This is a genomic window from Herbiconiux solani NBRC 106740, from assembly GCF_001571005.1.
Classification (GTDB): domain Bacteria; phylum Actinomycetota; class Actinomycetes; order Actinomycetales; family Microbacteriaceae; genus Herbiconiux; species Herbiconiux solani.
Genome location: NZ_BCST01000001.1, coordinates 307,507 through 331,506 on the forward strand (window position 1 = coordinate 307,507; position 24,000 = coordinate 331,506).

Sequence of the window (24,000 nt, forward strand, 5' to 3'; positions counted from 1 at the left end):
AGACTTGCTGCGGGGATTGACCACCGGCAGTTTATGAGGAGCGATGGACGTAGCGGTTGACGGCCGGGTAGAACATCGGCGGATCAGCGCGATGGAGAAGGTCAAGGCATACGTGTCGCTGACCAAACCACGGGTGATCGAGCTCCTCCTGGTCACGACGGTTCCCGTCATGATCCTGGCCCAACAGGGCATCCCGAGCCTCTGGCTCGTCTTCGCCACCCTGATCGGCGGAGCACTGAGCGCGGGCAGCGCCGGCGCCTTCAACTGCTACTTCGACCGCGACATCGATCGCGTGATGAACCGCACGTCGAAGCGTCCCCTGGTCACCGGGGTGCTCTCTGACCGCGAGGCCCTCGTCTTCGCCTGGGCCGTCGGCATCGTCTCGATCGCCTGGCTCGCCGTATTCGTCAACCTGCTGAGCGCCGCGCTGTCGCTGACCGCGATCCTCATCTACGTGCTCCTGTACACGCTCGTACTGAAGCGCCGCACCCCCCAGAACATCGTCTGGGGCGGGATCGCCGGCTGCATGCCCGTGCTGATCGGCTGGGCCGCCGTCACGAACTCGCTGTCGTGGGAGGCCTTCATCCTCTTCGGCATCATCTTCCTCTGGACCCCGCCGCACTACTGGCCGCTGTCGATGAAGTACCGCACCGACTACAAGACGGCCGGCGTGCCGATGCTCGCGGTCGTCCGCGGGCGCGTCGTCGTCGGGCTCCAGATCGTGCTCTACGCCTGGGCGATGGTGGCCTGCTCGCTGCTCCTGATCCCGGTCGGCCACATGGGCCTGGTCTACTCGGCGACTGCCGTGCTCGCCGGCGCCTGGTTCCTCTACGAGTCGCACCGCCTGTACAGCCGGTCGATCCGCGATCTGACGATCAAGCCGATGCGCGTGTTCCACGGCTCGATCACCTACCTCACCCTGATCTTCCTCGCGGTCGCCATCGACCCGCTGCTCCCGTTCTGAGGAGCGAGATGACCACCCCCTTCAGCTGGCTCGCCGAGCGCGTCACCCTCACTCCCCGCGCCCTGCGCTGGGGGACGACGGCGGCACTGATCGTCAGCATCCTGATCATCGTCACCGGCGGAGTCGTCCGAGTCACGGGCTCCGGACTCGGCTGCCCGACCTGGCCCACCTGCGACGGCACCTCGATCTCGACCACGCCCGAGCTCGGCATCCACGGCTTCATCGAGTTCGCGAACCGCGCACTGACCGGCGTGCTGATCCTGGCCGTCGGCTGGGCGATCGTCGCCGCGCGGCTGCAGAAGCCGCGCGTGCGGAGCATGACCCGCCTGGCCTGGTCGCAGTTCTGGCTCGTCGTGGCCAACGCGATCGCCGGGGGAGTGACCGTCCGCACCGACCTGAACCCCTGGGTCGTCGCGATGCACTTCATCATGGCCATGGCCCTGCTCACCACCACGACCCTCACCTGGCACCGGGCGCACCGCGGTCAGTCGGCCGCGGTCGACTTCCCGCGCGGCATCGGCCCGCTGGCCTGGGTGCTCGTCGCCGTCACCGCCGTGCTGATCATCGTGGGCACGCTCGTCACGGGAACCGGCCCGCACGCCGGCGACTCGGCCGACGTCCCGCGGATGCCCTTCGTCTGGGAGCAGGTGACGATCGTGCACGGCGTGCTCGGCACGCTCGCACTCGTGCTCGGCGTGCTGCTGCTCGTCCGCGTGTGGCGCATCCCGGGCGCGTCGCTGGCCCGCCGCCGCGCCGCCACCTTCGTCGTCGTGGTGCTGCTCCAGGCCGGTCTCGGCCTCGCCCAGGCGCTCCTCGGCCTTCCCGAGTGGATGGTGGTGCTCCACCTCCTGGGGTCGGCCCTCGTCTGGGTCGGCGCGCTCCGTGTGCTGCTGGACGTGCATCCCCGTCTTTGGGCCGCCACCCCGGCGGGCACGTATACAATGGGAAGTCACGAACCCGCTGTTCACGCGTAGGTTCCCCCCGACACACAATCCGCCCAGAGTCCGGCATCGCCAGATAGATCGATGCGACGATGGAATGTCGGAGACCTCACGCAGGTTGTCATCAGCAGGAAGGGAGTCAGTCATGTCAGACGTCCTCATCGACCGACCGGAACTCGAGAACCTGGGGGTGTACGAGTTCGGCTGGTCCGACTCCGACGCCGCAGGGGCATCCGCGAAACGCGGAATCAACGAGGCGGTCGTCACCAACATCTCGGCCCTGAAGAACGAGCCGGAATGGATGCTGAAGACGCGCCTGAAGGCCCTTCAGATCTTCGGCCGCAAGCCCATGCCGACCTGGGGCGCCGACCTCTCGGGCATCGACTTCGACAACATCAAGTACTTCGTGCGGTCGACGGAGAAGCAGGCCCAGACCTGGGACGACCTGCCCGACGACATCAAGAACACCTACGAGAAGCTCGGCATCCCCGAGGCGGAGCGTCAGCGCCTCGTCTCCGGTGTCGCCGCGCAGTACGAGTCCGAGGTGGTCTACCACCAGATCCGCGAAGACCTCGAGGCCCAGGGCGTCATCTTCATGGACACGGACACCGCGCTCCGCGAGCACCCCGAGTTCTTCGACGAGTACTTCGGCACCGTGATCCCGTCCGGCGACAACAAGTTCGCCGCGCTGAACACGGCGGTCTGGTCCGGCGGCTCGTTCGTCTACGTCCCCAAGGGCGTACACGTCGAGATCCCGCTGCAGGCCTACTTCCGGATCAACACCGAGAACATGGGCCAGTTCGAGCGCACGCTGATCATCGCCGACGAGGGCAGCTACGTGCACTACATCGAGGGCTGCACCGCCCCGATCTACAAGAGCGACTCGCTGCACTCGGCCGTCGTCGAGATCATCGTGAAGAAGAACGCCCGCGTTCGTTACACGACGATCCAGAACTGGTCGAACAACGTCTACAACCTGGTCACGAAGCGTGCGATCGCGCACGAGGGCGCGACCATGGAGTGGATCGACGGCAACATCGGCTCCAAGGTGACGATGAAGTACCCGTCGATCTACCTGGTCGGCGAGCACGCCAAGGGCGAGACCCTCTCGGTCGCCTTCGCCGGCCCCGGCCAGCACCAGGACGCCGGAGCCAAGATGATCCACATGGCTCCCTACACGCAGTCGTCGATCGTCTCGAAGTCGATCGCCCGCGGCGGCGGCCGTGCCGGCTACCGCGGTGAGGTCAGGGTGGCGGAGAACGCGCACCACTCGGCGAACACCGTGCGCTGCGACGCGTTGCTGGTCGACACGATCTCGCGCTCGGACACCTACCCGGCCATCGACATCCGTGTCGACGACGTGCAGCTCGGCCACGAGGCCACGGTCTCGAAGGTCTCCGAGGAGCAGTTGTTCTACCTGATGTCGCGCGGTCTTCCCGAAGACGAGGCGATGGCGATGATCGTGCGCGGCTTCATCGAGCCGATCGCCCGGGAACTCCCGATGGAATACGCACTCGAACTGAACAAGCTCATCGAGATGGGCATGGAAGGCAGCGTCGGCTAAAGATGGCGGCACCCCAGATTTCCGAGACGGATCAGCCGGCGGCACCCCTGATCGACCGGCCCGACCCGGCTCAGCACGGGCTGCAGGCGCACTCCGACGGAGGCTCCGCCTTCGTTCCCGTGCAGACCCGCTCCGAGCGCTTCACCTCGACCTCGCCCGACGATTTCGAGGCGGTGACCGGCCGTGAGTTCGAGTGGAAGTTCGTTCCTCTCGCCAAGGTCGCGCACCTGATCTCGGATGCGGTCGACGGCTCGCCGACGGCCTTCAGCTACACCGAGAACGGCGGGGCCACGGTCGACTGGATCGACCGCACGAACGCCCTGATCGGGTCGGCCGGCGCCCCCGAGGAGCGGGCTTCGGCCAACGCCTGGTCGAGCGCCGAGAAGGCCCTGCACATCCTGGTGACCGGCGAGGACGGCCAGGAGACCGTCATCCGCCGCGACCGCTTCGACGGGTCGGCCCGCGCGGCGCACGTCGTGATCGAGGCCGCGCCGAACAGCAAGGGCACCGTGATCCTCGAGCACGCCGGCGACGCGAACCTCGCCGAGAACGTCGAGATCGTGGTCGGCGACAACGCCCAGCTCACCGTCGTGACGGTGCAGGAGTGGGACGACAGCGCCATCCATCTCTCCAGCCACTTCGCCCGGATCGGGCGCGACGCGAACCTCAAGCACGTGATCGTGTCGCTCGGCGGCTCGGTCGTGCGGGTGAACCCCTCGTTCCACCTGGTGGAGCAGGGAGCGTCGATCGACTCCTTCGGCCTCTACTTCGCGGATGCCGGGCAGTACTTCGAGCAGCGCCCCTACGTCGACCACGTCGCCGCCAACACGCGCAGCCGGGTCAACTACAAGGGTGCGCTCCAGGGTGAGGGCGCCCACACGGTCTGGGTGGGCGACGTGCTGATCGGCCCGCACGCTGACGGCACCGACAGCTACGAGCAGAACCGCAACCTCGTGCTCAGCGAGGGGACGCGCGCCGACAGCATCCCGAACCTCGAGATCGAGACGGGCAACATCCTCGGTGCGGGTCACGCGTCCTCGACCGGTCGCTTCGACGACGAGCAGCTGTTCTACCTGCAGTCGCGCGGCATCACCGAGGAGGAGGCCCGCCGGCTCGTGGTCCGCGGCTTCCTGGCCGAGATCATCCAGCAGATCGGCTCGGAGACCCTCGAGGCCCGCCTGTCGCAGGCGATCGAGGTCGAGCTGCTCGCCGCGCAGGCGACGGAGTAGCCCGTGGCCGAGAAAGTCTGCGCGTTCGAGGACGTGCCCGTGAACCAGGCCCTCCGGGTCGTCGTCGGCGGCGTCGCGATCGCCCTCGTGAAAGACAGCGCGGGGGAGTGCCACGCGATCGGCGACACCTGCACGCACGGCGACATCTCGCTCGCCGAGGGCTTCGTGGAGGACGACACGCTCGAGTGCTGGGCCCACGGCTCCAAGTTCTCGCTCGAGACCGGGAAGCCGCTGACGCTCCCGGCCTACGAGCCCGTCCCCGTGTTCGAGATCCAGGTGATCGACGGGGACATCTACATCGACCCAACCGTGACGAAAGTGATTGATTAGCATGTCGGTTCTGAAGATCGAAGACCTCCAGGTGAGCGTCGAGACCGAGCAGGGGACCAAGCAGATCCTGCGCGGCGTCGACCTCACCGTCGGCGAGGGCGAGACCCACGCCATCATGGGCCCCAACGGCTCGGGCAAGTCGACGCTCGCCTACGCGATCGCGGGGCACCCCAAGTACCACGTCGAGGGCGGCTCGGTCACGCTCGACGGCGAGGAGATGCTCGACAAGTCGGTCGACGAGCGCGCCCGCGCGGGCCTGTTCCTCGCGATGCAGTACCCCGTCGAGATCCCCGGGGTCTCGGTGTCGAACTTCCTCCGCACCGCGAAGACCGCGATCGACGGCGAGGCTCCGGCCATCCGCGGCTGGATCAAGGACCTCGACGCCTCGATGAAGGCTCTGCGCATGGACAAGTCCTTCCGTGAGCGCAACGTCAACGAAGGCTTCTCGGGCGGCGAGAAGAAGCGCAACGAGATCCTCCAGCTCGAGCTGCTGAAGCCGAAGTTCGCGGTGCTCGACGAGACCGACTCCGGTCTCGACGTGGATGCGCTCAAGATCGTCTCCGAGGGCGTTAACCGCGCCAAGGAGAACACCGGTCTCGGCATCCTGCTGATCACGCACTACAACCGCATCCTGCGTTACGTGAAGCCGGACTTCGTGCACGTCTTCGTCGCCGGCAAGGTCGCGGAGCAGGGCGGCCCCGAGCTCGCCGTGCGCCTCGAGAACGAGGGCTACGATCGCTTTCTCGCCGACACGACCGTAGGATAACGATATGGTCACGACACTCGAACCGCAGCTCTTCGACCAGGTCGAGGAGGCTCTCAAAGACGTGATGGACCCGGAGCTCGGCGTGAACATCGTCGACCTCGGTCTCATCTACGACCTCGGCTGGGACTCCGATCAGGACGCCTTGGTCATCAGCATGACGCTCACGAGCGCCGGTTGCCCGCTCACCGACGTGCTCGAGGAGCAGACCGCCGAGGCGCTCGACGGCGTCGTCGACCAGTTCCGCATCAACTGGGTGTGGATGCCGCCGTGGGGTCCCGACAAGATCACCGACGACGGCCGCGACATGATGCGCGCCCTGGGCTTCTCGATCTAGACCTCGCGCCCTCTTGTCTCGTTTGCCGAGACGTCAAAAAAGGTCCCAAACCAGCTTGGTTGGGACCTTTTTTGACGTCTCGGCGCGGTCGCGCTGGGCGCGGGCTACTTGCGCGCGGTGAGCTTCCAGGCGAGGGGGATGATGCCGGCCGCGAGGAGCGCCTTGATCACACCACCGACCAGGAACGGGTAGAGGCCGGACTGCAGGGTCTGCTCGAAGGTCAGGCCGAGCGACGCGGCGAGCCAGGGGAGGCCGATCGCGAAGGTGACGCCGGTGCCCGCCATGAACGAGACGAAGGCGCCGAGCACCTTGCGGTCCCGGCTGCGCTGGGCGAGCCAGCCGGTGAGGCCGGCGGCCAGGATGAAGCCGATGATGTAGCCGCCCGTGGGGCCCGCGACGACGTGCAGCCCTGCGGACGCATCACTGAACCACGGCACGCCCACGACGCCGAGCACCGCGTAGAGCACCATCGACAGGACGCCGCGAAGAGCTCCCAACGTCGAACCCACGAGCAGCACCGCGAGCGTCTGGCCCGTGATCGGCACCGGCCAGAGCGGGACGGTGACCTGGGCCAGCAGGCCCGTGAGGGCAGCTCCGCCGGCGACGAGCATCACATCGGTGAGGATGCTGCGGCTGATCAGACGGTCTGCGAGAGTGGGGCGGCCGGCGGCCAAAGACAGGGTGGACATGCATCTCCTCTTCGGGGCGGGACACCGGCTGAGAGCGAACGTCGTCGAGCCGAGGGCATCCCTGGAAATATACTAGAAGCTTCCCTCCCCCCTCGCGTTGTGGCGACACCACGAAAAGAATTGGATATCTCTGTGCTCAGCGTTTCAGACCTGGCCATCCGGGTCGGCGCACGAACCCTCATGGAGGACGTGTCGTTCCGAGTCGGCCCCGGCGACAAAGTCGGGCTCGTGGGCCGCAACGGCGCGGGCAAGACCACTCTCACCAAGGTGCTCGCGGGCGATCTGCAGCCCGCCGCGGGTGCGGTCCAGCGCTCGGGCGAACTCGGCTACCTGCCGCAGGACCCGCGCTCCGGTGACCCGGAGGAGCTGGCGCGCACGCGCATCCTGAACGCACGCGGACTCGGCTCGCTGCTGGAAGGCATGCAGGAGTCGTCGATGGCCATGGCCTCGGACGACCCGAAGGTCAGCGCGGCCGCGATGAAGAAGTACGGCAACCTGACCGAGCGCTTCGACGCCCTCGGCGGGTACGCGGCCGAAGCCGAGGCGGCCTCGATCGCGAGCAACCTGAGCCTGCCGGACCGCATCCTCGACCAGCCGCTGAAGACGCTCTCGGGTGGCCAGCGGCGCCGCATCGAGCTGGCGCGCATCCTGTTCTCCGACGCCGAGACACTCATCCTCGACGAGCCGACGAACCACCTCGACGCCGACAGCGTCGTGTGGCTGCGGGAGTTCCTCAAGACCTACAACGGCGGCTTCATCGTCATCAGCCACGACATCGAGCTCGTCGGCGAGACCGTGAACCGCGTGTTCTACCTCGACGGCAACCGTCAGGTGATCGATGTCTACAACATGAACTGGCGCAACTACCAGCGTCAGCGCGAGGCCGACGAGGAGCGCCGCAAGAAGGAGCGCACCAACGTCGAGAAGAAGGCCACGCAGCTGCAGATGCAGGCGGCCCGATTCGGCGCGAAGGCTTCGAAGGCGGCCGCCGCGCACCAGATGGTCGCCCGCGCCGAGAAGATGCTGAGCGGACTGGAAGACGTGCGCGAGGCCGACCGCGTGGCGAAGCTGCGCTTCCCCACCCCGGTGGCCTGCGGGCGCACCCCGCTGATGGCCTCGAACCTGTCGAAGAGCTACGGCTCGCTGGAGATCTTCACGGCCGTCGACCTCGCGATCGACCGCGGCTCGAAGGTCGTCATTCTGGGTCTGAACGGTGCCGGCAAGACCACGCTGCTCCGCATCCTGGGCGGCGTCGACAAGCCCGACACCGGTCAGCTCGAACCCGGCCACGGGCTGCGGATCGGCTACTACGCGCAGGAGCACGAGACGATCGACGTCAAGCGCTCGGTACTCGAGAACATGGTCTCGGCCTCACCGAACCTCACCGAGACCGAGGCGCGGCGCGTGCTCGGCTCGTTCCTGTTCACCGGCGACGACGGCCACAAGCCCGCCGGAGTGCTCTCGGGCGGCGAGAAGACGCGTCTCGCCCTGGCCATGATCGTCGTCTCGGGTGCGAACGTGCTGCTGCTCGACGAGCCCACGAACAACCTCGACCCGGCCAGCCGCGAAGAGATCCTGGATGCCCTCGCCCACTACGAGGGCGCGGTCGTGCTGGTCAGCCACGACGAGGGCGCCGTCGAGGCGCTGAACCCGGAGCGGGTGCTCATCCTGCCCGACGGCGTCGAGGACCACTGGAACAAGGACTACGCGGACCTGATCTCGCTGGCGTGAGTCCGGTGGCCTGAGCCTGCGGAGGTCTGAGCTCGGTGGCCTGAGCTTTCGGGTGCCGACTCGCGTCAGCGCTGGTCGAGGATCTCGTCCTCGACCTGCGAGTCGGTCTTCTTCGCCAGCCGCCGGCGCTCGCGCTCGGCCGCGCGCTCCTGCTCCTCCGGGTCGTCCTCGTTCGCCCGCCGGTACTCCTGGCGGATGATGTAGCCGAGCCCGACGAAGGCGAGGATGCCGAAGCAGAACCACTGGAACGTGTACGACAGGTGCGCACCCTCATCCGGGGTAGGTTTCGGCATCGCCATCGGGCGCTCGGCCGGCGCGGGATCCTCCGAGGCGAGCAGGCCGTAGGCCGCGGTGTAGATCGGGCGGTCGATCTGCTCGGCGACGACCGGGAGCTCGATGCTCGCGAGCTGGCCGTTCTCGAGGTCGCCGTTGCCGATCCGCGGTTCGCCCGCCTTCAGGCGCACCACGATCGAGACGGTCCCGGTGGGCGCGGCCGGGATGGTGTCGGGCAGGTTCTGCTGCTGACCGGTCGGCACCCAGCCGCGGTCGACGACGAAGACGTCGCCGTTCGCGAGCTGGAACGGCACGAGGATGTCGAAGCCGACGTCTCCGCCGAGCGGGCGGTTGCGCACGAGCAGCTGGTCGTCGACGAGGTAGCTGCCGGTCATCGAGACCGTGCGCCACTCGTCGGCGGGATCGTAGGAGTCGGGGGAGGGCAGCACATCCGCGAGCGGGGTGGCCGGCGCGTCGTAGTTCGAGGCGACCCGGTTGATCTCGGCGACGGCCTCGTCGCGGCGCGCCAGCTGCCACATCGCCAGCAGCACGCAGACGATCGCGAAGACGATCGTGATCGCGAGGTAGCCCGCCCAGCGGCGGTGGAGCAGGAAGCGCCAGCCGATCACCAGGTCACCCCGCTCTCCGCGGACGGCAGCTCGTCGACCGGCGACTCGTCGACCGGAAGCACCTCCAGCGGAAAGTCGCGGGCCGCGAGGAACTCACGCAGGTACTCCAGGTGCTCGTCGCAGGCGAGCCAGGTCTTCCGCCGGTCCTCGGCGTGGATGCGAGGGTTCCGCCACTGGATGCGCCACGCCGCGTCGGCGCGACAGCCCGCGCGGGAGCACTCCTGGGCACCGGGCTCCCGTCCGAGGGACGAGAGCAGGCTCACGGCCGGGGCTCCTCGTCGTCCAGGCCCACCGGACGGCGGTACACCTCGATGGCGGTCGGGCGCTCGGCCTTGCTGGTCCACGACGTGCCGACGTTGCCGACGACCACGGCAAAGTAGGGGAGGAGGATCGCGCCGGCGGCGACGATCGCCAGCCACCAGCCCTTCACGAAGAGCATCAGGATGAGGCAGACGATGCGGATCGACATCGTGATCATGTACTTGATCATGCGGGAGCGCCGCTCGTCCTCGGGGGACTTCGGAAGGCTCGTGATCGACTGCTGCCGCTGCTTCATGGTTGCCCCCAGCCTACGCTCCGAATACTGCTCCTAAGCTGGTATCGCCCCACGTCACCGGAAGTCAGGATCTTCAGACATGACCACCCCTCGCACCGTGCTCATCACCGGCGGAAACCGCGGCATCGGCTACGCCATCGCCGAGGAGTTCGTGGCCCAGGGCCACCGCGTCGCCGTGACCGCCCGCTCGGGCTCCGGCCCCGCCGGCACCCTCACGGTGATCGCCGACGTCACCGACGCCGCCTCGATCGACGCCGCGTTCACCGAGGTCGAGAACGAGCTCGGCCCGGTCGAGGTCGTCGTCGCGAACGCCGGCATCACCCGCGACATGCTGCTGCTCCGGATGTCGGAGGACGACTTCACCAGCGTCATCGACACGAACCTCACCGGCGCCTTCCGCGTCGTGAAGCGTGCATCCAAGGGCATGTTGAAGGCCCGCTTCGGCCGCATCGTGCTGATCTCGAGCGTCGTCGGGCTCTACGGATCGGCGGGCCAGGCGAACTACAGCGCCTCGAAGGCCGCGCTCGTCGGCTTCGCCCGCTCGATCTCGCGCGAGCTCGGTGCCCGCAACATCACGGCGAACGTCGTGGCCCCCGGTTTCATCGAGACCGACATGACCGCCGAGCTCCCCGAGGCGCAGCAGGCGGAGTACAAGAAGAGCATCCCCGCCGGCCGCTACGGTTCCGCCGCCGAGGTCGCCAAGGCCGTCACCTGGCTCGCCGGCGACGACGCCGCCTACATCACCGGAGCCGTCATCCCCGTAGACGGCGGCCTAGGCATGGGCCACTAGACAGCCAAGAGGTGAGGGCGGCGGGGCCGGGTTTCCGGTCTCCGTCGCCTCCGCGCGCAGCACGGCCGAAGACGGAGACCGGAAACCCGGCCCCGCAGCCCGCCCCGCCGAAAGCTCAGGCGCGGAGGCCGAGCAGCGGCAGGAGCTGGCTGAGGTCGCGCACGTCCATCGCCACGTGCGCGTGCTCGCGCACGAGCGGTCGCGCGTCGAACGCGACCGAGAGCCCGGCGACCTCCATCATCCGGAGGTCGTTCGCCCCGTCACCGACCGCGACGGTCTGCGCCACGGGCAGACCGAGCTCACCCGCCCACTCGAGCAGCGCATCCGCTTTGCTCTGGGCGTCGACGATGGGGCCGCTCACGGTGCCGTCGAGGCGGCCGTCGGTGACACCGAGGCGGTTGGCGCGCCAGTAGTCGAGCCCGAGCTCCTCGGCCAGCGGATCGAGCACCTCGTGGAACCCGCCCGACACGACGCCGACCAGGTTGCCCGTGCGGTGCAGGCCCGCGATCAGGTCGGGGACGCCGTGCGTGACCGTGATCTGCTCGCCGACCTCGCGGAAGCACGAGACGTCGAGCCCCTCGAGGGCGGCCACCCGCTCACGCAGGCTCGCGGCGAAGTCGAGCTCGCCGCGCATCGCCCGGTCGGTGATCGCGGCGACCTCGGCATGACGGCCTGCGCAGTCGGCGAGGAGTTCGATGACCTCGTTCTCGATGAGGGTGGAGTCGACATCGAGGACGACGAGGAACTGGGTCATGGAACGACGCGTACTCCCTTGCCCACGACGGTGATTCCGGAATCGGTGACCGTGAAGCCCCGCTCCCGGTCGCGGTCGGGGTCGACGCCCACCTGGGCGCCCGCGGTGACGACGACGTTCTTGTCCAGGATAGCGCGGCGGACGATCGCATCCGGTTCGATGTGCACGCGGTCGAAGAGCACCGACTGCTGCACCAGCGCGCCGGAGTCGACCGTGGTCCACGGGCCGACCACGCTGTCCTCGACGCGGGCGCCGGAGATCAGGCAGCCGAGCGAGACGATCGACTCGACCGTCACTCCCGGGTTGCCCTTCGAGTCGCGCACGAACTTCGCCGGCGGCGAGTTGAGGGCCTGGGTGTAGATGGGCCAGGCCTCGTTGTAGAGGTTGAAGACCGGCAGGGCCGAGATCAGGTCCTGGTGGGCGTCGTAGAACGACTCGATCGTTCCCACGTCGCGCCAGTAGTAGCGGTCGCGGTCGGTCGACCCCGGCACCACGTTGCGGTTGAGGTCGTAGACCGCCGCGTTGCCCGCGGCCACGAAGTCGGGGATGATGTCGCCGCCCATGTCGTGGCTGGACTCGGGACGCTCACCGTCGCGGATGACGGCCTCGATCAGCTGGTCGGCGTCGAAGACGTAGTTGCCCATCGAGGCGAGCACCTCGCCGGGGGAGTCGGCGAGGCCGACGGCATCCTTCGGCTTCTCGAGGAACTCCGCGATGCGCGTGGGGTCGTCGTCCTCCACCTGGATGATGCCGAACTGGTCCGAGAGCTCGATCGGCTGGCGGATGGCCGCGACGGTCGCGCCGGCGCCGGACTCGATGTGCGCCTGGATCATCTGCTCGAAGTCCATGCGGTAGACGTGGTCGGCGCCGACCACGACGACGATGTCGGGGTTCTCGTCGCGGATCAGGTTGAGCGACTGCAGGATGGCGTCGGCCGAACCGCTGAACCAGCGCTTGCCGAGCCGCTGCTGCGCGGGCACCGAGGCGATGTAGGAGTTGAGCAGCCCGTTGAGGTGCCAGGTCTGCGAGACGTGCCGGTCGAGCGAGTGCGACTTGTACTGCGTGAGCACCACGATCTGCGACAGCCCCGAGTTGACGAGGTTCGACAGCGCGAAGTCGATCAAGCGGTACCCCCCGCCGAACGGGACGCCGGGCTTGGCCCGGTCGGCCGTGAGGGGCATGAGGCGCTTGCCCTCGCCTCCGGCCAGGACGATGCCGAAGATCTTCTTTGATGCTGCTGCCATACCCCCCACCATAATGAGGTTTTCCCCGCGGGGTACTACGGTTCGACTATGCGAGTCGATGTGATTACCCGTGAGTATCCGCCCGAGGTCTACGGAGGAGCCGGCGTCCACGTCGCCGAGCTCGTCAAGGCGCTCCGGTCCCATCTGGACGTGACGGTGCGCTGCTTCGGCGCCCCCCGCGACGAGCCCGACGTGTTCGCCTACCAGGTGCCGCAGGAGCTCGTGGGCGCGAACCCCAGCCTCACCACACTCGGCGTCGACCTGCAGATCGCCGAAGCGGTCGCCGGTACCTCGCTCGTGCACTCGCACACCTGGTACGCCAACGCGGCCGGCCGCCTCGCCGCCCTGCTGCACGACGTGCCGCACGTCGTCACCGCGCACTCGCTCGAGCCGCTCCGCCCCTGGAAGGCCGAGCAGCTCGGCGGCGGCTACCGCATCTCGTCGCTGATCGAGAAGGATGCGTTCGAGTCGGCGGATGCGGTGATCGCCGTGTCGAACGGCATGCGCCGCGACATCCTCCGCTCCTACCCGGCGCTGGACGAGTCGAAGGTGACCACGGTCTACAACGGCATCGACCTCGAGCGCTGGCGCCCGACCGTCGACCCCGAGGTGCTCGAGCGCCACGGCATCGACCCGGACCGGCCGACCGTCGTCTTCGTCGGCCGGATCACCCGTCAGAAGGGCCTGCCGTACCTCCTCCGCGCGATCGCGATGCTGCCGCCCGAGGTGCAGGTCGTGCTCTGCGCCGGCGCCCCGGACACCGCCGCGATCATGGAGGAGGTCTCCTCCGCGGTCCGCACCCTGCAGGAGACCCGCACCGGGATCGTCTGGATCGAGGAGATCCTGCCGCAGCCCGCGCTGGCCGCCGTGCTCACGGCCGCGACCGTCTTCGTCTGCCCCTCGGTCTACGAGCCGCTCGGCATCGTCAACCTCGAGGCCATGGCCTGCGGGCTGCCGGTCGTCGGCACCGCCACGGGCGGCATCCCCGAGGTCGTCGACGACGGCGTCACGGGTCTGCTCGTGCCGATCGACCAGGCGCAGGACGGAACGGGCACGCCGACCGACCCCGATCTCTTCGTCGCCGATCTCGCCCGTGCCCTCACCGAGGTGGTCTCGGACCCGGTGCGCGCCGCCGAGATGGGACGCGCCGGCCGGGCCCGTGCCGAGGCCGAGTTCAGCTGGGGCGCCATCGCCTCTCAGACCGCTGAGATCTACCGGTCGCTTGTCGGGTAGCGGGCCGGTGGTTGGTTAGGCTTGGAGCATGCCCACTGTGCTCGATCTCGAAGACGTTTCGGTTGTCCGCGATGGAAATCCCATCCTGAGCGGGGTGAACTGGAAAGTCGACGGTGATCAGCGCTGGGTCGTGCTCGGGCCCAACGGCGCCGGCAAGACCACCCTGCTGCAGATCGCGGCCGCGATGAGCCACCCGTCCGGCGGCACCGTACAGGTGCTCGAGGGCACGCTGGGCCAGGTCGACCTGTTCGAGCTGCGGCCCCGCGTGGGCTTCGCCTCGAGCGCGATGGCCCGCCGCTTCCCGGCCAACGAGACCGTGCTGAACGTCGTGCTGACGGCCGCCTACTCGGTGACCGGCCGGTGGAACGAGGCCTACGAGGACATCGACCTCCGCCGCGCCCAGCGGGTGCTGAGCGAGTGGAAGCTCGATCACCTGTCGGACCGGCTGTTCGGTTCGCTCAGCGACGGCGAGCAGAAGCGCGTGCAGATCGCCCGCTCGGTCATGACCGACCCGGAGCTGCTGCTGCTGGACGAGCCGGCCGCGAGCCTGGACCTCGGCGCCCGCGAGGAGCTGCTGCAGCTGCTCGGCGGCTACGCCTCGGCTCCCGAGGCCCCGGCGATCGTGATGGTGACCCACCACGTCGAGGAGATCCCGCGCGGATTCACGCACGCCCTGCTCCTCAACAAGGAGGGCATTGTGGCAAGCGGCGCGGTCGGCGAGGTGCTCACGGCCGACAACCTCACCGAGACCTTCGGACTGCCGATCGCCTTGAGCGAGGACGACGGGCGTTTCTCCGCTCGCGCGGCCTGAAACCTGCTAAACTCGTCAGCTGGCCCTCTGGCCCACGATTTCCTTCCCCGCCGTAGAACCAAGGACACCACTATGAAGTCTGACACCCACCCCACGTACGCACCCGTCGTGTTCCGCGACCTCGCGTCGGGAGCCACGTTCCTCACCCGTTCGACCGTGTCGAGCGCGAAGACGATCGAGTGGGAAGACGGCAACACCTACCCGGTGATCGACGTCGAGATCTCGTCCGAGTCGCACCCGTTCTACACGGGCAAGCAGCGCATCCTCGACTCGGCCGGCCGCGTCGAGAAGTTCAACAGCCGATACAAGGGCTTCGGCGGCAGCAAGTAGTCTCCGCCCCACACGAAAAGACCCCCACGGCCTCGGCCGGTGGGGGTCTTTCGCTGTCCGTGCCTAGACGCGCGGCGGCACCTCGGGCCACCCGCGTCGTGAGGTGAAGGCGGGGTCGCGCGTGCGCCGCATGTAGTCCTCGAACGAATCGCACTGCGCCTCGTGCCAGGCCGACTGGGCGGCGTGCAGGTCGTGCGGCGACAGGTCGAGCTCGCCCGCGTACTTGACAGCGATGGCCTGGGCCACCCGGCCCGCCGCGATCGCATCGGCCCCGGCATCGTGGGCGTCGAGCAGTTCGACCCCGTAGAACGCGGCCGACACCTCGAGCGTGCGCTTGCCCTTGCGGTATCGGTCGACCTGCTTGTCGATCACGAGGGGATCGACCACGGGGCCGGGCACCAGCGGCGCGATGCCGTGCCGCACCGCTTCGCGGTTGAGCAGGGTGAGGTCGTAGGGCGCGTTGTAGATGACGAGCGAGTACCCCTCCGCGAAGACGCGGCGCAGCTCACCGACGATCTCGCCCACGACCTCGGCCGCGGGCCGGCCGTTGGCCTTGGCGTCCGCCGTGCTGACGCCGTGCACGGCCGTGGCCTGCTCCGGGATCTCCACACCCGGATCGGCCAGCCAGTCGCGTCGCGAGACCGTAGCGCCCGTCGCGTCGAGGACGCTGACGTTCGCGGTGACGACCCGGCTGGTCTCGACGTCGATGCCGGTGGTCTCAAGGTCGAACACCGCGAGTCTCTCGGCCCAGGCGGGAAGGACGGCGGTGGCGACTGACTGCTCGATCGTATCCATTGCGGCGATCGTGTCATCAGCCGCCGACACCGGGGCCGAGACCGGCTCCGGCTCGAGATCGAACAGGGTCGGAGCGGTGATCGTCATACCCGTCAGTCTGCCGCGCCTCCAGCGACTCCAGAGGCACCGACACACGGGTCAGCGACCCTCGGTCTCTTCCGTGCGCTGCCCCACGTGCAGCCAGTAGAAGGTCTGCGTGCCGAAGGTGAGCGTGACCGTGCCCTCGTCGTCGAACGAGGGGAACTCCGAGTGCCCGAACAGGTCGAACAACCGGCGCCCGGCGAACTGCGGCGCGGTGATCGTGGCCGACCCCGGGTTGTGCGCGAAGTTGAACACGCAGAGCAGGTCTTCCGGCCCGTCGCCGAAGTAGGCGCCCGAGCCCTCGTAGCTCCGCACGAAGGAGAGCACGGAGTCGCTGTCGGTCGGCAGCACCTCCATCGTGCCGAGCCCGAAGGCAGGGTGCGCCTTCCGCACGTGGATGACGTTCCGCACCCAGTGCAGGAGCGACCGGGACTGCGCGAGCTGGGACTCCACGTTGACCAGCGTGTAGTTGTAGACCAGCGACTGCACGACCGGGAGGAAGAGCTTGCCGGGGTCGGCGGTGGAGAAGCCCGCGTTCCGGTCCGGCGTCCACTGCATCGGCGTGCGGGAGGAATCGCGGTCGGGCAGCCAGATGTTGTCGCCCATCCCGATCTCGTCGCCGTAATAGAGGAACGGGCTGCCCGGGAGGGCGAAGAGCAAGGCGTGGACGAGCTCGAGCTCGGCGCGCGAGTTGTCGAGCAGGGGAGCGAGCCGGCGGCGGATGCCGATGTTCGACCGCATCCGCGGGTCGTAGGCGTACCAGCCGTACATCGCCTGCCGGTACTCCTCGGAGACCATCTCGAGGGTCAGCTCGTCGTGGTTGCGGAGGAAGACGCCCCAGGCGGCGGACTCCGGGATGTCGGTGGTCTCGGAGAGCACCCGCACCAGCTCGTCGGCCTTCTGCGACCGCAGCGAGTAGAAGATGCGCGGCATGACGGGGAAGTCGAAGGCCATGTGGCACTCCGGCTCCTCCTCGGTGCCGAAGAACGCGGCGACCTCGCGGGGCCACTGGTTGGCCTCGGCCACGAGCATGCGGCCGGGGTATTCGTTGTCGATCATCTCGCGGAGCTTCACGATGAACTCGTGGGTCTTCGGCTCGCCCTCGCCGTTGCCCTCGTCGGACTCGTAGAGGTAGGGGATCGCATCCAGCCGGATGCCGTCGACGCCCATGTCGAACCAGAACCGCACGGTGTCGAAGATCGCCTCGTGCACGGCCGGGTTCTCGAAGTTGAGGTCGGGCTGGTGCGAGAAGAACCGGTGCCAGAAGAACTGCCGGCGCACGGGGTCGAAGGTCCAGTTGGACTCCTCGGTGTCGACGAAGATGATGCGGATGTTCTCGTACTTCTCGTCGGTGTCGCTCCAGACGTAGAAGTCGCCGTAAGGGCCCTCGGGGTCTTCGCGCGACTTCTGGAACCACTCGTGCGCGTCCGAGGTGTGGTTCAGCGGGAAGTCGATCACGATGCGCATGTTGCGCTCGTGCGCCTTGGTCACCAGGTCGCGGAACTCCTCGACCGTCCCGTAGTCCGGCAGCACGGCCGTGAAGTCCGAGACGTCGTAGCCGCCGTCGCGCATCGGCGACATGAAGAAGGGGGGCAGCCAGAGCGCGTCGATCCCGAGCCACTGCAGGTAGTCCAGCTTCGAGATCAGGCCGGCGATGTCGCCGAAGCCGTCGCCGTTCGAGTCGACGAACGACCGGATCATCACCTCGTAGAACACCGACCGCTTGTACCACTGCGGATCGAGGGTGAGGCCCGGCTGCTGGATGGGAGCGGTGTAGTTCACGGGGGTCCTTTCGGAGCACGGGGGGAACGGGTGACCGGCAGGAGCGATCCCTGAATCACGTTAGTCCAAACCGCTCCGGCCGGAAGGGCGCGTCTATGCTTGAGCGGATGACCGTCGCCTCGCCCTACGCCGAAGAGCTCTCCCGGATGCCCGTGGTGGAGCGGGTGATGGAGGTCGCCGGCAGCAGCACCCACCTGTGGGAGTACGGCGCATCCGGGGCCGATCCCCAGGCCAGAGCGGATGCACGCACCCTGATCGTCGTCGTGCACGGCTACCGGGGGGATCACCACGGCCTCGAACCCGTGATCGCCCAGCTCGGCGGCGACGCGCACGCGGGCACGCGGATCGTCGCCCCCGATCTTCCGGGCTTCGGCGTGTCGACCCCGCTCGACGCGGTGCACGACGTGCCGGGCTACTCCGCCTGGCTGCGCGAGATCGTCCCGGCTCTCCGCGCCGAGTCGCCGGAGGCGCGCCTCGTGGTGCTCGGCCACTCGTTCGGATCGATCATCGTCGCGGCCGCGCTCGGCAGCGAGCCGGGCCTCGAGGCCGATGCAGCCATCCTGATCAACCCGATCGCCGCCCCGGCCCTCACCGGCCCGCGCGGCGTGATGACCCGGTTGGCGATCGGCTACTACCGGTTCGCCGCCGCCGTGCCGGAGAAGCTCGGCTTCGCCATCCTGGGCAGCCCGCTGGTCGTGCGCGTGATGAGCGTCACGATGGCGAAGACCCGCGAGAAGCCGCTGCGGCGCTGGATCCACGACCAGCACGACCGGTACTTCTCGGCGTTCGCGAACCGCACGGTGGTGCTGGACGCCTTCCGCGCCTCGGTCGGCGACGACGTCAGCGAGTACGCGGCGCGGATCACGGTGCCGACCCTGCTGATCGCCGCGGACAGGGACGACATCACGCCGATCGAGGCCCAGCACCGCGTGCAGGCCGCCATGCCCGACGCCCGGCTCGTCGTGCTGCACGACGTCGGCCACCTGATCCACTACGAGAAGCCCGTCGAAGCCGCGCAGGCGATCACGGAGTTCCTCGCGTGAGGCTCGCCGTCGACTGCCGGTACACCCGCCTCGAGCGGCACGACGGCATCAGCCGCTACACGGCGGGGGTCGCGACAGCCCTGAAGGAGCTGATCGACGCGGGCGACCCGGCGGTGGCCGGGATCGAGCTCAGCATGATCATCAGCGACGAGCGCCAGCTCGCCATGCTCCCCGGCCTGCCCTGGGTGAAGGTCTCCGGCCCGACCAGTGTGCGCGAGCCCCTCGTCGCCCTGCAGGTCAACCGCAGCCGGCCCGACATGGTGATCAGCCCGATGCAGACGATGGGCACGCTCGGCCGTCGCTACCGGCTCGCGCTGACCGTGCACGACCTCATCTACTACTCCAACCCCGAGCCGCCGCGCGACCTCCCCGGCTTCGTGCGGGTGCTCTGGCGGCTCTACCACAAGGCCTGGTGGCCGCAGCGGATGCTCCTGAACGGCGCCGACGCGATCGTGACGGTGTCCGACACCACGCGCGACCTGATCGCCGAGCACCGGCTGACCCGGCGCCCGGTCACCGTGGCCCGGAACGCCGCCGACCTCCCGCCACGGGTGACCGCCGAGGCCGCCGCCGCGGACGCAGCGGCACGATCCCAGGCGAAGTCGCTCCTCTACATGGGCTCGTTCATGCCCTACAAGAACGTCGCGACCCTCGTGCGGGCGGCGGCCGAGCTCCCCGACTACACGCTCCATCTGCTCAGCCGCGCGAGCGAGGCCGACGAGGCGCGTCTGCGCGCAATCGATCCCGAGGCGCGGCTCGTCTTCCACGGCGGCGTCAGCGACGAGGAGTACCAGCGCCTGCTCGGCCAGGCGACCGCCCTGGTCACCGCGTCCCTCGACGAAGGCTTCGGCATCCCGCTGGTCGAGTCGATGGGCCAGGGCACCCCGGTGGTCGTCAGCGACATCGGGGTCTTCCGCGAGATCGGGGGAGAGGCCGCCCTGTTCGCCCCGGCGAAGGATGCGGCCGCGTTCGCCGCGGCCGTCCGCACCCTGGAGGACCCGGCGGAGTGGGCCGGCCGCTCCCGGGCCTCACGCCGTCAGGCGGAGTCGTTCAGCTGGGAAGCGTCAGCTCGAGCGCTAGCGGGGCTCGCGACCGGATCGACGGGTCGATCGCGACGCCGTTGAACTCGGCGATCGAGAGCTCGCCGTCGTCGACCAGGAACTCGTGCGCGGAGCCGTTCGGGATCGCGTGGCCCTTCTCGGGCAGCTTCTTCTCGGTCACGTAACGGATCAGGGATCCGATCACCCCGCCGTGCGAGACGACGATCAGTGACTCGCCGGGGTGCTCCTCGGCGAGCGCCTGCAGGGCGGGCAGCACCCGCGCGACGACGTGCGAGCGACGCTCGCGACCGGGGACGGGGCCGAGCGGATCCGGGAACCGCTCGCGCAGCTCCTCGGAGTTGAGCCCTTCGGCCTCACCGTAGCTGCGCTCGACCAGGTCGGGCACCAGCTCGACCCCGCCGAGGCCCGTGGCCGCGGCGATGATCTCGGCCGTCTCGCGGGCGCGGCCGAGCGGGCTCGCGACGATGCCGTCGAAGTGACGCTCGGCGAGGATCCGCCCGGTCTCCCTGGCCTGCTCGCGGCCGGTCTCGTTCAGCGGGATGTCGGTGCTCCCCTGGATCCGCTTCTGGAGGTTCCAGTCGGTCTGCCCGTGGCGCACGAAGGTGAAGGTAGTCATCGGGGCAAGTCTACGAGCCCGCGGCGGCTCGGATCAGGCGTCGGGCAGCAGCCGGGCCTGCAGGGCGGTGAGTGCTTCGGCCACCCCGCCGTCGATCTTGACGGCGGCCCGGGAGTCGCCCTTGGTCACACCGCGGTTGATGATCACGACCGGCAGCTTCCGGCGGCGGGCCTGCTCGAGCAGGCGGATGCCGGAGTTGACGACCAGGGACGAGCCCGCGATGACCATCGCGTCCGATCCCGCCACCATCGAGGAGGCCTCGGCGAACTTCTCGGTCGGGATGAACTCACCGAAGAAAACGACGTCCGGCTTCAGCACGCCGCCGCAGACCGTGCACGAGGGCACGACGAAAGCCTCGTACTCCGAGACGTCGGCGTCGCCGTCCGGCGCCATCCTGACCAGCCCCTGGTCCGTGAGCCAGGGGTTCTCGGCCGAGATCCGCTCGGCGATGCTGGCCCGGGCGAAGGTCTGGCCGCAGGTGAGGCAGGTCACGCGGTCCATCGAGCCGTGCAGGTCGACCAGGTGGCGGGTGCCGGCCCGGGCGTGCAGGCCGTCGACGTTCTGGGTGATCACCCCCGTCACGAGTCCCGCCTCCTCGAGGCCGGCCAGGATGCGGTGGGTCACGTTCGGCTGCGCCGCGTCGAACATGCGCCAGCCCAGGTGGCTGCCCGCCCAGTAGCGCTTGCGGTACGAGGGGCTGGAGAGGAACTGGTCGAAGGTCATCGGGTTGCGGGCGGGAGCGCCCTCGCCGCGGTAGTCGGGGATCCCCGAATCGGTGCTCACACCGGCTCCGGTGAGCACGACGATCCGACGGCCGGCGAGCACCTCGGCGGCCTCTTCGACGGCGAGCGCGGCGGACGCGTCCGGCATCGACGACACGAGCGGAACCATGTGACCTCCTCGCCGGCGTGGTGCCCGGCTCTTGCAGTCTAAACACCGGAGTTTTCCGGAATGTTTCCGGGCTGGCAGAGTTGGGGGTGAATCTCGTCACAGAAGGGGTCTCGTGCCCGTCCTCCGCATCACCTCGCTCGAGCATCCGCTGCTCGCCGACTACGCCGACCTGACCGACGTGGCGCTCCGCCGCATCCTGGAACCGGCGGGGGGCCTGTACCTCGCCGAGTCGGCCAAGGTGATCGAGCGCGCCGTGGCCGCCGCGCACGTCCCGCGTTCGGTGCTGCTGATGGAGAAGTGGCTGCCCGACCTCGAGTGGATCGCCGAGCGCTTCCCCGACGTGCCGCTGTTCGTCGCCGACGACGCCCTGCTCGAGGAGCTCACCGGCTTCGCGATGCACCGCGGTGCGCTCGCCTCGATGCACCGCCCGATGCTGCCGGACGCCCGCGACCTGCTCGCCGGGGCGAAGACCGTCGTGGTGCTCGAGGACATCGTCGACCACACCAACGTCGGCGCCGCCTTCCGCTCGGCGGCGGGGCTGGGGGCGGATGCGGTGCTGATCAGCCCGCGCTGCGCCGACCCGCTCTACCGCCGGAGCGTGCGGGTCAGCATGGGCACGGTGCTGCAGGTGCCCTGGACCCGGATCGGGGAGTGGAAGGACGCGGCGCCGCTCCTGCACGACGCCGGGTTCACGATCGCCGCCCTCGCGCTCGGCGACGACTCGGTGCCGCTGCCGGAGTTCGCCGCCGCCCTGCCGGCGAAGGTCGCGATCGTGCTGGGCACCGAGGGCGACGGGCTGAGCCGCCGCGCTCTCGCCGCCGCCGACGTGCGGGTCGAGATCCCGATGCTGCACGGCGTCGACTCCCTGAACGTCGCCTCGGCGAGCGCGGTGGCCCTCTACGCGCTGAGGTACGCCGCGCGCGAGTAGTCATTGCCTACTGACCATCGGGGTCCGGACCCAATATGCTTCCCCTACCTATCAGGGAGGCTGCTGTGAGCGAGAAGTCCACCATTCCACCTGCTGCTACGGCCTGGGCCGGAAAGGGCCTGAAACCGGGCACCCTCGGGCTGTTCGGCTCGACCGTGATCGGGCTGGCCTCGACCGCCCCGGTCTACTCGCTCGCCGCCACCGTCGGCTTCGTCGTGCTGGCCGTCGGAGCGCAGGCGCCGATCGCCATGATCATCGCCTTCGTCCCGATGTTCCTGACCGCGTCGGCGTACCGCGAGCTCAACCGGGCGGTGCCCGACTGCGGCACGGCCTTCACCTGGGCGACGAAGGCCTTCGGGCCCTGGGTGGGCTGGCTGGCCGGCTGGGGGGTCGCCGTCGCCGGCATCATCGTGCTGGCGAACCTGGCGCAGATCGGCAGCAAGTACCTCTGGCTGCTGACCGACAACCCTGACCTCTACGACAACGTGCCGCTGGTGACGGCCACCGGCGTGGTCTTCATCGCCGCGATGACCTACATCAGCGTGCGCGGGCTCGAGATCGGCGAGCGGCTGCAGAACGTGCTGCTCGCCGTGCAGTACCTCGCGCTGGCCCTGTTCGTGGGCATCTGCTTCTGGAACGTGTTCACCGGTTCGGCGCCCGAGGGCGCGACCTTGCCGCAGGCCGACTGGTTCAACCCCTTCGCCTTCACCTCACTCTCGGGCTTCACCGAGGCGATCCTGCTGTGCCTGTTCATCTACTGGGGCTGGGACACCTGTCTCGCGCTCAACGAGGAGACGAAAGACCCCAAGCGCACGCCGGGCCGCGCGGCCATCCTCTCCACGGTCATCCTGCTCGTCACCTACGTGTCGGTCACCGTCGCTGCGATGTCGTTCGCGGGGCTCGGCGACAGCGGCCTGGGCCTCGGCAACGAGGAGAACTCGGGCGACGTCTTCCTCGCGCTGAAGGATGCGGTGTTCGGCCCCTGGGCCTGGCTGCTGGTGATCGCGGTGTGCGTCTCGGCGATCTCGTCGACGCAGACCACCATCCTGCCGACCGCGCGCGGCACGCTCGCGATGGCGACCTACAAGGCCCTGCCCGCCGCCTTCGGCCGGGTCAGCCCGAAGTTCCGCACCCCGCGGTTCGCCACGATCTTCATGAGCGTGGTCGCCTCGGTGTTCTACGTGGGGATGACGATCGTGAGCGAGAACATCCTCTCGGACACGATCCTCTCGATCGGCCTTGCGATCGCGTTCTACTACGCGATCACGAGCTTCGCCTGCATCTGGTACTTCCGCAGCGAGATCTTCACGACCGCCCGGAGTTTCTTCTTCAAGGGCCTGTTCCCGCTCCTCGGTGGTCTGATGCTGACGGCGGCGTTCATCCAGTCGGCGATCGACATGTACAACCCCGACTACGGCTACACCGTGATCTTCGGCATCGGCGGGGTCTTCGTGATCGGCATCGGCTCGCTCGCCATCGGGGTGGTGCTGATGGTGGTCTGGTACTTCTTCGCCGGGTCGAAGCCCTTCTTCCGCGGCCAGAGCCTCAACCGCGACACCGAGGTGCTGGTGCCGGACGACGACCAGCTGATGCCGCGGTCTGTGGACGGCGGGTTGATGTAGCGGACGGTCCGCT

Annotated in this window: 26 protein-coding genes; 16 read left to right on the top strand and 10 right to left on the bottom strand. The window is 68.7% G+C overall.

The genetic code is table 11. From position 1 onward, the window contains the following. Window positions 1-43 precede the first annotated feature (43 nt). From HSO01S_RS01440 to HSO01S_RS01470, 7 genes are all read left to right on the top strand, one after another. Window positions 44-964: a heme o synthase gene (locus HSO01S_RS01440; protein ID WP_066038794.1), complete on the top strand. Its 921-nt coding sequence runs from the start codon at window positions 44-46 to the stop codon at window positions 962-964. Window positions 965-972: 8 nt separating this feature from the next. Next, the gene (locus HSO01S_RS01445; RefSeq protein ID WP_066038795.1) at window positions 973-1,938 is read left to right on the top strand and encodes a COX15/CtaA family protein; all 966 of its coding nucleotides are present in this window, start codon (window positions 973-975) and stop codon (window positions 1,936-1,938) included. A 112-nt stretch (window positions 1,939-2,050) separates the two neighbouring features. After that, the gene (gene sufB / locus HSO01S_RS01450) at window positions 2,051-3,469 is read left to right on the top strand and encodes a Fe-S cluster assembly protein SufB (RefSeq protein WP_066038796.1); all 1,419 of its coding nucleotides are present in this window, start codon (window positions 2,051-2,053) and stop codon (window positions 3,467-3,469) included. Between the two features lie 2 nt (window positions 3,470-3,471). Then, window positions 3,472-4,698, top strand: coding sequence for a Fe-S cluster assembly protein SufD (gene sufD, locus HSO01S_RS01455; protein WP_084361197.1), 1,227 nt, complete (start codon window positions 3,472-3,474; stop codon window positions 4,696-4,698). A gap of 3 nt (window positions 4,699-4,701) precedes the next feature. Then, complete coding sequence (locus HSO01S_RS01460) at window positions 4,702-5,028, top strand: non-heme iron oxygenase ferredoxin subunit (protein ID WP_066038797.1); 327 nt, start codon at window positions 4,702-4,704, stop codon at window positions 5,026-5,028. Window position 5,029: 1 nt separating this feature from the next. Beyond that, the gene (gene sufC, locus HSO01S_RS01465; protein WP_066038798.1) at window positions 5,030-5,794 is read left to right on the top strand and encodes a Fe-S cluster assembly ATPase SufC; all 765 of its coding nucleotides are present in this window, start codon (window positions 5,030-5,032) and stop codon (window positions 5,792-5,794) included. Between the two features lie 4 nt (window positions 5,795-5,798). Then, window positions 5,799-6,128, top strand: a complete 330-nt coding sequence (locus HSO01S_RS01470; RefSeq protein ID WP_066038799.1) for a metal-sulfur cluster assembly factor — start codon at window positions 5,799-5,801, stop codon at window positions 6,126-6,128. Window positions 6,129-6,232: 104 nt separating this feature from the next. On the opposite strand, the gene HSO01S_RS01475 is transcribed toward HSO01S_RS01470, so the two are convergent. Further along, window positions 6,233-6,817, bottom strand: a complete 585-nt coding sequence (locus HSO01S_RS01475) for a biotin transporter BioY (protein ID WP_066038800.1) — start codon at window positions 6,815-6,817, stop codon at window positions 6,233-6,235. Between the two features lie 132 nt (window positions 6,818-6,949). On the opposite strand from HSO01S_RS01475, the gene HSO01S_RS01480 reads away from it, so the two are divergent. Then, complete coding sequence (locus HSO01S_RS01480) at window positions 6,950-8,548, top strand: ABC-F family ATP-binding cassette domain-containing protein (protein ID WP_066038801.1); 1,599 nt, start codon at window positions 6,950-6,952, stop codon at window positions 8,546-8,548. Between the two features lie 65 nt (window positions 8,549-8,613). Here HSO01S_RS01480 and HSO01S_RS01485 read toward each other — a convergent pair whose 3' ends face one another. The 3 genes from HSO01S_RS01485 to HSO01S_RS01495 are packed head-to-tail and all read right to left on the bottom strand — an operon-like array spanning window position 8,614 to window position 10,006. After that, window positions 8,614-9,450 (bottom strand): SURF1 family cytochrome oxidase biogenesis protein, encoded by an 837-nt coding sequence (locus HSO01S_RS01485; protein WP_066038802.1) that lies wholly within the window; start codon window positions 9,448-9,450, stop codon window positions 8,614-8,616. Next, a complete protein-coding gene (locus HSO01S_RS01490; protein WP_306306963.1) occupies window positions 9,447-9,713 on the bottom strand; it encodes a hypothetical protein in 267 nt (88 codons plus the stop codon). Before HSO01S_RS01490 ends, HSO01S_RS01485 begins: the two co-directional genes overlap by 4 nt. Next, a complete protein-coding gene (locus tag HSO01S_RS01495; protein ID WP_066038803.1) occupies window positions 9,710-10,006 on the bottom strand; it encodes a DUF3099 domain-containing protein in 297 nt (98 codons plus the stop codon). The genes HSO01S_RS01490 and HSO01S_RS01495 overlap by 4 nt, the downstream gene beginning before the upstream one ends. Window positions 10,007-10,085: 79 nt before the next feature. On the opposite strand from HSO01S_RS01495, the gene HSO01S_RS01500 reads away from it, so the two are divergent. Beyond that, complete coding sequence (locus tag HSO01S_RS01500) at window positions 10,086-10,796, top strand: beta-ketoacyl-ACP reductase (RefSeq protein ID WP_066038804.1); 711 nt, start codon at window positions 10,086-10,088, stop codon at window positions 10,794-10,796. A 115-nt stretch (window positions 10,797-10,911) separates the two neighbouring features. On the opposite strand, the gene serB is transcribed toward HSO01S_RS01500, so the two are convergent. Beyond that, window positions 10,912-11,550, bottom strand: a complete 639-nt coding sequence (gene serB / locus HSO01S_RS01505; protein WP_066038805.1) for a phosphoserine phosphatase SerB — start codon at window positions 11,548-11,550, stop codon at window positions 10,912-10,914. Then, window positions 11,547-12,794: a glucose-1-phosphate adenylyltransferase gene (locus HSO01S_RS01510; protein ID WP_066038806.1), complete on the bottom strand. Its 1,248-nt coding sequence runs from the start codon at window positions 12,792-12,794 to the stop codon at window positions 11,547-11,549. The genes serB and HSO01S_RS01510 overlap by 4 nt, the downstream gene beginning before the upstream one ends. A 48-nt stretch (window positions 12,795-12,842) precedes the next feature. Here HSO01S_RS01510 and glgA point away from each other — a divergent pair, with 48 nt between their 5' ends. From glgA to HSO01S_RS01525, 3 genes are all read left to right on the top strand, one after another. After that, window positions 12,843-14,027 (top strand): glycogen synthase, encoded by a 1,185-nt coding sequence (glgA, locus tag HSO01S_RS01515; RefSeq protein ID WP_066038807.1) that lies wholly within the window; start codon window positions 12,843-12,845, stop codon window positions 14,025-14,027. Between the two features lie 28 nt (window positions 14,028-14,055). Then, window positions 14,056-14,838, top strand: coding sequence for an ABC transporter ATP-binding protein (locus HSO01S_RS01520; RefSeq protein WP_066038808.1), 783 nt, complete (start codon window positions 14,056-14,058; stop codon window positions 14,836-14,838). 72 nt (window positions 14,839-14,910) lie between these two features. Continuing rightward, entirely contained in the window at window positions 14,911-15,168 is a 258-nt protein-coding gene (locus HSO01S_RS01525) for a type B 50S ribosomal protein L31 (protein ID WP_066038809.1), read from the top strand. A gap of 63 nt (window positions 15,169-15,231) precedes the next feature. On the opposite strand, the gene HSO01S_RS01530 is transcribed toward HSO01S_RS01525, so the two are convergent. Together HSO01S_RS01530 and treS are read right to left on the bottom strand one after the other, a co-directional pair. Beyond that, window positions 15,232-15,963, bottom strand: coding sequence for an exonuclease domain-containing protein (locus tag HSO01S_RS01530; RefSeq protein ID WP_066039112.1), 732 nt, complete (start codon window positions 15,961-15,963; stop codon window positions 15,232-15,234). Window positions 15,964-16,101: 138 nt separating this feature from the next. Continuing rightward, window positions 16,102-17,826: a maltose alpha-D-glucosyltransferase gene (treS, locus tag HSO01S_RS01535; RefSeq protein ID WP_066038810.1), complete on the bottom strand. Its 1,725-nt coding sequence runs from the start codon at window positions 17,824-17,826 to the stop codon at window positions 16,102-16,104. Between the two features lie 107 nt (window positions 17,827-17,933). On the opposite strand from treS, the gene HSO01S_RS01540 reads away from it, so the two are divergent. Together HSO01S_RS01540 and HSO01S_RS01545 are read left to right on the top strand one after the other, a co-directional pair. Next, the gene (locus HSO01S_RS01540) at window positions 17,934-18,869 is read left to right on the top strand and encodes an alpha/beta fold hydrolase (RefSeq protein ID WP_066038811.1); all 936 of its coding nucleotides are present in this window, start codon (window positions 17,934-17,936) and stop codon (window positions 18,867-18,869) included. Then, window positions 18,866-19,993 carry a glycosyltransferase family 4 protein gene (locus HSO01S_RS01545; protein ID WP_066038812.1) on the top strand — a complete coding sequence of 376 codons (1,128 nt, stop codon included), beginning with the start codon at window positions 18,866-18,868 and terminating at the stop codon, window positions 19,991-19,993. Before HSO01S_RS01540 ends, HSO01S_RS01545 begins: the two co-directional genes overlap by 4 nt. Here HSO01S_RS01545 and HSO01S_RS01550 read toward each other — a convergent pair. After that, on the bottom strand, window positions 19,920-20,546 hold the full coding sequence (locus HSO01S_RS01550) for a histidine phosphatase family protein (protein ID WP_084361198.1): 627 nt from the start codon (window positions 20,544-20,546) through the stop codon (window positions 19,920-19,922). The two genes, HSO01S_RS01545 and HSO01S_RS01550, sit on opposite strands and share 74 nt — an antisense overlap. A 33-nt stretch (window positions 20,547-20,579) precedes the next feature. After that, complete coding sequence (locus HSO01S_RS01555) at window positions 20,580-21,437, bottom strand: Sir2 family NAD-dependent protein deacetylase (RefSeq protein WP_066038813.1); 858 nt, start codon at window positions 21,435-21,437, stop codon at window positions 20,580-20,582. A gap of 112 nt (window positions 21,438-21,549) precedes the next feature. Here HSO01S_RS01555 and HSO01S_RS01560 point away from each other — a divergent pair, with 112 nt between their 5' ends. Then, window positions 21,550-22,365: a TrmH family RNA methyltransferase gene (locus tag HSO01S_RS01560; protein ID WP_066038814.1), complete on the top strand. Its 816-nt coding sequence runs from the start codon at window positions 21,550-21,552 to the stop codon at window positions 22,363-22,365. A gap of 65 nt (window positions 22,366-22,430) precedes the next feature. Continuing rightward, the gene (locus HSO01S_RS01565) at window positions 22,431-23,987 is read left to right on the top strand and encodes an APC family permease (RefSeq protein ID WP_245635844.1); all 1,557 of its coding nucleotides are present in this window, start codon (window positions 22,431-22,433) and stop codon (window positions 23,985-23,987) included. Window positions 23,988-24,000 lie beyond the last annotated feature (13 nt).

Bases quoted from the DNA above. Each gene is read 5' to 3' on its own strand.
- HSO01S_RS01495 (WP_066038803.1), bottom strand. From the start codon at position 10,006: ATGAAGCAGCGGCAGCAGTCGATCACGAGCCTTCCGAAGTCCCCCGAG.
- HSO01S_RS01510 (WP_066038806.1), bottom strand. From the start codon at position 12,794: ATGGCAGCAGCATCAAAGAAGATCTTCGGCATCGTCCTGGCCGGAGGC.
- sufC (WP_066038798.1), top strand. From the start codon at position 5,030: ATGTCGGTTCTGAAGATCGAAGACCTCCAGGTGAGCGTCGAGACCGAG.
- HSO01S_RS01540 (WP_066038811.1), top strand. From the start codon at position 17,934: ATGACCGTCGCCTCGCCCTACGCCGAAGAGCTCTCCCGGATGCCCGTG.
- sufB (WP_066038796.1), top strand. From the start codon at position 2,051: ATGTCAGACGTCCTCATCGACCGACCGGAACTCGAGAACCTGGGGGTG.
- HSO01S_RS01555 (WP_066038813.1), bottom strand. From the start codon at position 21,437: ATGGTTCCGCTCGTGTCGTCGATGCCGGACGCGTCCGCCGCGCTCGCC.
- HSO01S_RS01520 (WP_066038808.1), top strand. From the start codon at position 14,056: ATGCCCACTGTGCTCGATCTCGAAGACGTTTCGGTTGTCCGCGATGGA.
- HSO01S_RS01445 (WP_066038795.1), top strand. From the start codon at position 973: ATGACCACCCCCTTCAGCTGGCTCGCCGAGCGCGTCACCCTCACTCCC.
- HSO01S_RS01525 (WP_066038809.1), top strand. From the start codon at position 14,911: ATGAAGTCTGACACCCACCCCACGTACGCACCCGTCGTGTTCCGCGAC.
- HSO01S_RS01470 (WP_066038799.1), top strand. From the start codon at position 5,799: ATGGTCACGACACTCGAACCGCAGCTCTTCGACCAGGTCGAGGAGGCT.
- glgA (WP_066038807.1), top strand. From the start codon at position 12,843: ATGCGAGTCGATGTGATTACCCGTGAGTATCCGCCCGAGGTCTACGGA.
- HSO01S_RS01440 (WP_066038794.1), top strand. From the start codon at position 44: ATGGACGTAGCGGTTGACGGCCGGGTAGAACATCGGCGGATCAGCGCG.
- HSO01S_RS01550 (WP_084361198.1), bottom strand. From the start codon at position 20,546: ATGACTACCTTCACCTTCGTGCGCCACGGGCAGACCGACTGGAACCTC.
- HSO01S_RS01530 (WP_066039112.1), bottom strand. From the start codon at position 15,963: ATGGATACGATCGAGCAGTCAGTCGCCACCGCCGTCCTTCCCGCCTGG.
- serB (WP_066038805.1), bottom strand. From the start codon at position 11,550: ATGACCCAGTTCCTCGTCGTCCTCGATGTCGACTCCACCCTCATCGAG.
- sufD (WP_084361197.1), top strand. From the start codon at position 3,472: ATGGCGGCACCCCAGATTTCCGAGACGGATCAGCCGGCGGCACCCCTG.
- HSO01S_RS01500 (WP_066038804.1), top strand. From the start codon at position 10,086: ATGACCACCCCTCGCACCGTGCTCATCACCGGCGGAAACCGCGGCATC.
- HSO01S_RS01475 (WP_066038800.1), bottom strand. From the start codon at position 6,817: ATGTCCACCCTGTCTTTGGCCGCCGGCCGCCCCACTCTCGCAGACCGT.